Below are 9,062 nucleotides of genomic sequence, written 5' to 3' on the forward strand. Positions count from 1 at the left end.
TTCGATCTCATGCGCTTTCTTTTCTACCCTGAGAACCGCGTACTCCAGTTCACCTGTAATTGCCCTACTGATTGAACCATCTGAGAGCACCGCTACCAATACGGTAACGATGCCCTCCATTTTTCAAAATCCTTTCAATTTCAACGATTGAAATTTCAGTAACTTCCAGTACCTCCCACTAACTCAGTCCAGTGGGTTTCATGCCCCGTGTATTTCAGATAGTGCCAGGATCCCCTGCACCATTCTGGAGACTGATTGCTTTCTGCCATCCTCCAGCTACCCTCCTTCCGTGCTGGCCTTCGCGCAACTCAGCGGGCACAGCACATATAGCTAAATGTTGAGTCATTACCGATCCGACACATGGAAGCGAGGACTAGCCAATGCAATCATTTATCGTAAACAGAAACGTACAGACCAACGGCGACTACGAAGTGCATAACACAACGACTGGCTGCAGCTTCATGCCGCGGCTGGAGAATCAGGTATCACTCGGAAATCATCTAACCTGCACCGGCGCTGTCAGCGCCGCTCGGGGAGTAAATCCCAAACTAAAAATTAATGGTTGTTACTACTGCTGCAACCCCTGCCACACCAGCTAGGTTACTGTCAGAGCACGACGGGGTTTACGGATTGTTCATACCCAGATTTAGTATTGCGCGATCGACTACCCCACCGCCACCCAATGCCCTCCGCCAACCTCGTGAAACTTCTGCACCGGCGCTTCAAAGCCCTTGCCCTTGATCGGGCTGGGTTGCTCGAACTCTTGCAGCAACGCCTTGAAGTCGCGCTTCTGATCGACATCGGGCATTGGCACCGCGCTTAGCAGGCGTTTGGTGTAGGGATGCTGGGGATTGTGCAGCACGTGATCACGGCGGCCGATCTCGACAATCTGCCCGCCATACATCACCGCGACACGATGGCAGATGCGCTCGACCACGGCCATGTCGTGGGAGATGAACAGGTAGCTGAGTCGATGCTGTTCGCGCAGGTGTTCCAGCAGCTCAAGCACCTGGGCCTGTACTGACACATCGAGGGCCGAGACGGATTCATCGGCGATGATAACTTTGGGGTTGAGCGCCAATGCCCGGGCAATGCAGATACGCTGGCGCTGCCCGCCCGAGAACTGGTGTGGGTAGCGATACATGGCGTCAACCGGCATGTCGACCTGGCGCAACAGCTCGGCGACACGTTCCTGTCGTTGCGCCAGTGGCAACTGGTCATGGATCAACAGCGGCTCACCTACCAGCTCCAGGATGTTTTTGCGTGGGTTCAGGGCCGCGTAAGGGTCCTGGAAGACCATCTGGATATCACGCCGCACAGCCTGAAGCTCGGCGCCGTGCAAGCCGTTCAGTTCCTTGCCGAACAACTGCACGCTGCCTTGATAGGCCAGCATATTCATCAACGCCTTGCCGGTGGTGGATTTACCGCATCCGCTCTCCCCGACCAGCCCCAGGGTTTCGCCCTGGCGCAGTTCAAAATTGACGCCTTCTACCGCGTGTACCTGCTTGTCCTCCTCGAACCAGCCCATGCGCACAGGAAAACGCACCGACAAGTCGCGCACCTGCAAGACCACCGGTTGCTGGCTGACGTCACCCGGCTGGCCCGCCGTGCCCAGCACCGGCACCGCCGCGAGCAATTTACGGGTGTAATCGGCCTGAGGCTGGGTGAACAACTGGCGCACGGGTGCTTGTTCTTCGGTGCGGCCATGGTTCATCACCACCACCTGGTCGGCCATTTCAGCGACCACCCCCATGTCGTGCGTGATCATCAGCAAGCTGGTGCCGTAGACCTGTTGCAGCTCGCGCATCAGCTCCAGGATCTGCGCCTGGATGGTCACGTCCAGTGCAGTGGTCGGTTCATCGGCGATCAGTACCTTGGGGCGGCAGAGCATGGCCATCGCGATCATCACGCGCTGGCGCATGCCGCCGGATAGCTCATGAGGGTACTGCTGCAAGCGCTTTTCCACCTGCGGCATGCGCACTGATTCAAGCATCTCCCGGGCGCGCTGGCGCAGCGCCTGGCGCCCCAGTGGTTCGTGCCGACGCAGCGTCTCCTGCAGTTGTTGGCCAACGGTCATCAGCGGATTCAGCGATGTCATCGGCTCCTGGAAAATCATGCCTATCTGCTTGCCGCGCAAGCGTTGCAACTCGCGCTCGGGCGCGCCGATCAAGTCGCGCCCTTCAAAGCTGATCGCGCCTTCGGCCACCCGGACGGCCTTGGGCAACAGCCCCATGATCGCCAGTGACGACAGCGATTTACCACTGCCAGACTCCCCGGCAATGCACAGTGTCTGGCCGGCAAACAGGTCGAAGCTCAGGTGATCGACCACGCGCCGGGAGCTGGCCCCCATGCCGACATCAATGGACAGCTGCTGCACCGAAAGAATCGGCTGGGAGGTCCCGTTACTCATCAAAGCTCCTCACGCGTGAAGCGATAAACGCCTAGCCGTTGGCGATGAACAGCCATCAGGCAAATACGATTTTCGGGAAGTAGAACGACACGACCCAGTTGGGCAGGTCAACGATCTCGCTGATGCGTAAATCGCCACACACCGAGCACAGCATGTACGCCTGCTCCGCCGGCATATGGTGCTCACGGCACAGCCAGTCGATGGTGTTGCTGACGGCCTGACGCGCGGCTTGCATCAAGTCCGGGCCGATGCCGGTGAAGGCTTCGTAGCCCGCACCGTCCAGGTGACGGGTCACGGGGCCGGGGGTGCTGAAGCGCGGCGTTGCCAGCGGGGTGTTCTTGATCAGGTCCAGCTTCACCACCACGTCCATCGCGCTCTCGATCGCGGTACCACACACCTCGCCATCGCCTTGCGCGGCGTGAGTATCGCCAATCGACAACAAGGCGCCGCTGACCTCCACCGGCAGGTACAACGTGGTACCGGCCGACAGGTCGCGGATGTCCAAATTGCCGCCGACCCGGCGCGGCGGCACCACCGAGTGCAAGCCCGCCAACGCTGGCGCCAGGCCGATGGTGCCGGCGAAGGGCTTGAGCGGCACCTTGGCGAACGTGCTGAAGGCCGCTGGGCTCAGGGCCAGTTTGTCGTAGTGCCACAGCACCAGGGCGGGGTCCGTGAACTGGTCAGCGAGCAGACCAAACCCCGGGATGTTGGCCGTCCAGCCAAAGCCACTCGGTTTGAAGCTGTCGAGGGTGATTTTCAGCACGTCGCCTGGCTCTGCACCCTCGACAAAAATCGGTCCGGTGACCGGGTTGATGGTGTCGAACGGCACCTGGGTGACATCGCTCACCGTCGATTGCGGCGTGAAGAAGCCGTTGGACGAATCCCGGCAGCAGAACTCCAGCATGGCACCTGGCGCCACCCGGGCGGTCGGTTCGATGCTGTTGTCCCAGCCGAAATGGCTGTTGACGCTGTGAATGGTCTTGACCAGGCAGTTCTGGCACATAGGGAGAAAGCTCCACGTAAAGACCACGCCCGGAAGGCGTGGTGGCTGACAGGCCAGCGCGCAGGCCGGCTGCGCTTTATTTCAGGTAGATGTAGTTGTAGTTGACCGGGATGTGCACCGGATCGACGTACAGCGCGTCGCTGCCGCCCATGCGCGAGGAGCGCACGGTGAAGCGCTGTTCGTTGAAGATCGGGACCCACGGCGCATCGGCCATCACATCGATGAAGATCTTCTTCCACAGTGCCGTACGCTCGGCCTGTTGCTCCGGCTTGGCCATGCTGTCGGCCTTGGCGGCCAGCGCATCCAGGCTCTTGTTGCAATACAGCGCCCAGTTCCAGCCACCGTCCACCGCACTGTCACAGCCCAGGATCGGCCCGTAGAAATTCGAGGGGTCCGGGAAGTCGGCAATCCAGGCCATGCCACCGGACCACACCATCGGCGCCTGGTCCTTGGAACCGCCTGCCGCAATCACGTTGGCTTGCGCCAGGGACTTGATCTTCACACGCACCCCGACCTTCGCCAGGTCTTGCTGGATAGCCTGGGCGATACGCGGCTGCGGATCGGTGTTCATCACGTACATCTCGGTGTCGAAGCCCTTGTCGAAGCCGGCTTCGGCCAAGAGCTTCTTCGCGCCTTCGACATCGTAGGCGTAGCCTTTGTAGTCCTTGTCGTAGCCCGGCATCGCTGGCGGCAGCGGCTGGTTGGCCGGGACCGCGCGGCCGTTGATGATGCGCACGATGCGATCCTTGCTGATCGCCATGTTCACCGCCTGGCGCACCTTGAGGTTGTCGAAGGGCGGCAGTGTGGTTTTCAGGGTCAGGTAGCCGGTCTGCAATTGATCACCGATGACCACCAGGTTCTTGAACTTGGGATCGTTCTTGAACTCCAGGAACTTGGCCGGCGGCACACCGTCGCCCGCGATATCGACCTCGCCCTTCTGCAAGCGCAGGAGTGCGACCATCGGATCCTGACCGACTTCAAAGGTGATCGTGTCGAGGTGCGGCAGGCCTGCCTTGAAATAGCTCGGGTTCTTCTTGAACAGAATCTGTTGCCCCAGCTTCCACTCCGCCAGGCTGTAGGCGCCGGTGCCCACCGGATGCTTGCCGAAGTCCGCGCCCCACTTCTCGACCTCCTCCTTGGGTACGACAAAGGAGAAATTGATCGCCATCACCTGCAGGAATGTCGCATTCGCCGACTTGAGCGTGATCTTGACGGTGTAATCGTCGACGACCTCAATGCCCGACAAATGCTCGGCCTTGTTGGTCGTCATGTCTTCATAGCCCACGATCGAACTGAAGAAGCCCGCGCCAGGGCTCTGGGTTTTCGGGTTGACGGTACGCTCCAGGGAATACTTCACGTCGCTGGCCTTGAGTTCGCGACCGTTCTGGAACTTCACGCCTTTCTTCAAGGTGAAGGTATAGACGGTGCCATCCTCGGAGATGCTGTAGTCCGACGCCAGGTTCTTGGTCAGTTCCGTAGTGCCAGGCTTGTAGTCCATCAGCCCGTCGAACAGGCTTTTGATCATCGACCAATTCTGCCAGTCATAACCGATGGCCGGGTCGAGGGTGGCCACATCGTTTTGATAGGTAATGACGGCGGCGCCACCGTCTTTGGCGTTTGGATCAAAGTCATCGGCCAACAGATTGCCGGCAAACAATGCAGCCGCGATGGCCAAGGATAATGCTTTGCGATTCATGCTCCAGCCCCTTACCTATGGTGATGTTCCTAGTGTTTTTTGATGTCGATACGCGGGTCGACCCAAGGGATCACCAGGTCGGCGACCAGGTTGCCCAAAACGATTGCCACCGCTGAAACCGTGGTCACCCCGACAATCACCGGGATGTCGACTTGCTGGATCGCCTGCCATGTCAACTGGCCGATCCCAGGCCAGCCGAAGACTGACTCGACCACCACCAGCCCACCCATGAAGATCCCGATGTCGATGCCGATCATCGGAATCACCGGCACGATGGCGTTGGGCAATACATGGCGCAAAACCACACGTACGCGGCTCAAGCCCTTGGCCCGGGCGGTGCGAATGAAGTCCTGGTGCAGCACCTCGATCATTGAGGAGCGCACCATGCGCGAGTACCAGCCGCTGCCGAGAATGCCCAGGGTCAGGGCCGGCAACAGCAGGTGTTTGAAGCCGCCATAACCGCCCATGGGAAACCAGTCCAACTGCACGGCGAAGAAGTACAGGAACAGCATCGCCGCGATGAACTGGGGGGCCGACACGCCGATAAACGAGAGAGCCATCAAGGCTTTGTCGGCCCAACTGTCGCGACGCAATGCGGCGATCACGCCGAGGCTGATGCCAATCAGCAGCTCGAAACCGATGCCGGCAGCCATCAACTCCAGGGACGGACGCAAGCGCGCACCGATCAGCTCCGTCACCGGGCTGCGCTGGATGTAGGAGCGCCCGAGGTCGCCCTGTACCAGGTTGCCCAGGTAATTGGCGTACTGTTGATAGAACGGCAAGTCGAGCCCTAGCTGCATGCGGATCCCGGCCACCACTTCGGGCGTGGCACTGCGCCCGGCAATCTGGCGTGCCGGGTCAGCAGGCAGCATGAACAGCAGCAGGTACGTGATGAAGGTCACGCCAAGCAGGATCAACAGCGAGTAGCCGATGCGACGACTGATGAAGGCCAACATTCAGCTTCTCCCTTGCAGGGTAGGATCGAGTTCATCGCGCAGGGCATCGCCCACCAGGTTGAATGCCAGCGACAGCAGGACAATCGCAATGCCGGGGAAAAACACCAGCCACGGTGCCGAGGTGAAGTAGGTCTGGCTCTCGAAAATGATGTTGCCCCAGCTCGGCGTTGGCGGCTGGACCCCTACGCCCAGGTACGACAAGGTGGCTTCCAGCAACACCGTGGTCGAGATGCCCAGGGTGGCCCAGACCAGGATGGTCGGCAGCAAATGTGGCAGCAGGTGAGAGAACAGAATGCGCAGCGAACTGGCGCCCAGGGTTCGCTCTACGGCCACGAAGTCACGGGCGCTCAGGGCGATGGTTTCGGAGTAGATCACCCGGGCGATCTGCACCCAGTTGACCATGGCAATCACCAGGGCGACGATCCACACGCTGGGCTGGAAAATCGCCGACAGCGCAATCGCCAGCAGCAAGGCCGGGAACGCCATCATCAGGTCGGTGAAGCGCATCAGCGTGCTGCCGACCCAGCCGCGCAGGAAGCCCGCGCTCAACCCCACCAACGTGCCGATCAACACCGCCAGGCCATTGGCGAGCAAACCGATGAACAATGACGTCCGCGCGCCATAGATCAACCGCGACAGCAGATCACGGCCGAGTAGATCAGTGCCCAGCAGGTACGGCGTATCAGGTGGCAGCGGCGCACCTTCCAGCGACAGGCCTTCGACAAATTGCTCGGACGGGTCGTACGGGCTCATCCACGGTGCAAACAACGCCAGTAACACGACAATCACAATGTACAACAGCGACAACGCCACCGCCGGGCGGCGAACCAAGGCACGCAACAGCCTCATAGCTGGCCCCTGCTCGGCTGCAGGTGGTCCGCCGCCAGATCCGCGCACAAGTCATCCAGGCTACGGTTCAGGTGCATGGACAGGCTGCGCAGACGCTCATAGGCCTCACGCTCATCAATCTGCTGCTCGACCATCAGCCGCGCCAGTGCTTGGGCCAGCAGCGGCCGTGCCAGGAGTCGTTGTTGCAGCGCGCCAATGGTCTGTGCGTCGCTGTCGAGTCGCTCACGCAGACCGATCGCCATCATCAACGTGGTGTAGACCGAGCCTTGGGTGATCGGCTTGTTCAGCAACGCCGTGGCCCCCAACTCAATGGCACGCTGGATATGCGCCAGGGTTTCGTGGGAGGTCAGCGCAACAATGGGTACGCCGGCAGCATTCAGGCGTTGCAGGGTGGTGGGACTGGCGAAGGGCTCCAACTCAACGATGGCGGCAAAACAACCGTCGAGCGAATCATCCGCGTCCTCAAACAACTCCTGTGCAGTAATCCCCAGCCGCTGCAGGCTCTTGTGCAGATTAGCCAGGCTGCGGGGCTCGCAGTCGATCAACAGCAACCGACCTGCTTCAAAGTCCGGGCGTTTGAACAGGCTCATTTGACGATCCTCAGGCGGGGTGCTGGTGCAACTGCGCGCAGACGTTGAAATTCACTCAGGTCGGTGGCGGTCAGATAAGGGTCGGCCGGCAGTGGCCGTGCCTCACTGTGCAAGACCACAAAACGTCCTGCGCGCAGTTCAGCAATATGGCACGGCTGGCTGCTGTGGTTGTTGCGCTCGGCGATGGCCAGGCTGCCGAATACGCTGTCCTGCGGGTGGTCATACACGTAGCGGCAAATCCTATCGGGGTCATCGCTGCCACACTGTTCCAGCGCACGGGCAAACAGGTGCAGGGCCACGTACATCCCGGTATAGAAGTGCGAAATCGGGCACACCCCATGCAGCATGTGCTGTTGCTGGCTGAACGCGGGGGCGACTTCTTCAAAGAACGGGCCGCACGACAACACACGCAGGCTGCGCAGGTCGCCGACGTCACTCAGTTCAGCCTCGGTCAGGTTGCAGCTCAACACTGGCAGGCTCCAACCGACGCTATTGCACGCTGCATCCAACTGCTGCAAAAAGGCGTAGGAGGACTTCCCGATCAAGTTGTTGAGAATGAACGCCGGCCGCTCTGCCAGGAGCGTCTGGATCAACTCACTGAAGGGCGTTGCATCCAGGTGGATGTAGCGTTCCAGCAACACCTCGGCGCCGGCCACTTCGAGCACTTCACGGGCAACCCGATTACTTTCCCAACCCCAGCTGTAGTTCGAACCCAGCAGCACGGCGCGCTTACCAAACGTCTGCAGGGCGTAGCGCAACAAAGGGATCAACGTCTGGTTCGGGCAACCGCCGAGATAGAGCACATGCTCACTGCTCTCGAACCCCTCATACGGGCAGGCGTACCACAACAGGCCGGCGTTTTGCTCCAGGTCCGGAATGATCTCCTTGCGACTGGCGGAGGTAGTCGTGCCGAAGATGTGCCGGACCCCAGACTGCATCAATTCCACAGCCCCTTCGCTGTACCGGTGCAGAACACCTCGTGGATTGAGGTGGGTGGCACGCAGGACAAAGTCATAGCTGGGGTTGCCATTGATCTGCGCAAGCGCGTGAGTTGCCCCGGCCAACGCATTGCGGCCAACACTTTTGTAAGTGCCCTCGGTGGAGAGCAACAGCCCAACCTCAATGGTACGACGCATCTATTTTCCCCAAAAAAAAACCTGATCGACCAGCGGACTGGTCAATCAGGCTTCATTACCTGGCGCTCAAGGCGTGCGATGTCTGTCGGCAAGACTTAATGACCAGGGCCAGGCTTGCTCGTAGGTTTAGCTATGAAAGAAGCGTGCCATCTTTATAGTGGCCCAGGATCAGGGGCGTTCCATAGTGTGCAAGGCTCGCGTCAGCACTGAGCTGGAGCGCATTGGTCTTTCTGGGTATCAGAATGGTGCGCGCAATAGGAGACAAACTTGCGCGGACTCCGGGCGTGATTACCCCGCACAGATGTAACGTTAATTCCCATACAGTTGCCGTCGCCTTGCGCCGGATGCGGCAATACGAGACAAACATTTGCCGGAGCCCTTTCCGAGCGCCCAAAACAAAACCCCAACTGCTTTCGCAATTG

Annotated in this window: 8 protein-coding genes; all 8 read right to left on the reverse strand. The window is 60.0% G+C overall.

The window, feature by feature from the left end:
- Positions 1-664 precede the first annotated feature (664 nt).
- On the reverse strand, positions 665-2,410 hold the full coding sequence (locus H097_RS06445; RefSeq protein ID WP_032858321.1) for an ABC transporter ATP-binding protein: 1,746 nt from the start codon (positions 2,408-2,410) through the stop codon (positions 665-667).
- A gap of 55 nt (positions 2,411-2,465) precedes the next feature.
- Positions 2,466-3,413: an acetamidase/formamidase family protein gene (locus tag H097_RS06450; RefSeq protein WP_032858322.1), complete on the reverse strand. Its 948-nt coding sequence runs from the start codon at positions 3,411-3,413 to the stop codon at positions 2,466-2,468.
- Positions 3,414-3,489: 76 nt separating this feature from the next.
- A complete protein-coding gene (locus tag H097_RS06455) occupies positions 3,490-5,109 on the reverse strand; it encodes an ABC transporter substrate-binding protein (protein ID WP_032858323.1) in 1,620 nt (539 codons plus the stop codon).
- A 29-nt stretch (positions 5,110-5,138) separates the two neighbouring features.
- Entirely contained in the window at positions 5,139-6,065 is a 927-nt protein-coding gene (locus H097_RS06460; RefSeq protein ID WP_032858324.1) for an ABC transporter permease, read from the reverse strand.
- Positions 6,066-6,914 (reverse strand): ABC transporter permease, encoded by an 849-nt coding sequence (locus H097_RS06465; protein WP_032858326.1) that lies wholly within the window; start codon positions 6,912-6,914, stop codon positions 6,066-6,068.
- Positions 6,911-7,504, reverse strand: a complete 594-nt coding sequence (locus H097_RS06470; protein WP_032858327.1) for an ANTAR domain-containing protein — start codon at positions 7,502-7,504, stop codon at positions 6,911-6,913. The genes H097_RS06465 and H097_RS06470 overlap by 4 nt, the downstream gene beginning before the upstream one ends.
- Positions 7,501-8,640: a transporter substrate-binding protein gene (locus tag H097_RS06475; RefSeq protein ID WP_032858328.1), complete on the reverse strand. Its 1,140-nt coding sequence runs from the start codon at positions 8,638-8,640 to the stop codon at positions 7,501-7,503. The genes H097_RS06470 and H097_RS06475 overlap by 4 nt, the downstream gene beginning before the upstream one ends.
- A gap of 130 nt (positions 8,641-8,770) precedes the next feature.
- A partial coding sequence (locus H097_RS28485; protein WP_206575970.1) for a hypothetical protein occupies positions 8,771-9,062 on the reverse strand: 292 nt, incomplete at its 5' end.

The sequence above is a fragment of the Pseudomonas sp. FH4 genome (assembly GCF_000510915.2).
GTDB lineage: Bacteria > Pseudomonadota > Gammaproteobacteria > Pseudomonadales > Pseudomonadaceae > Aquipseudomonas > Aquipseudomonas brenneri.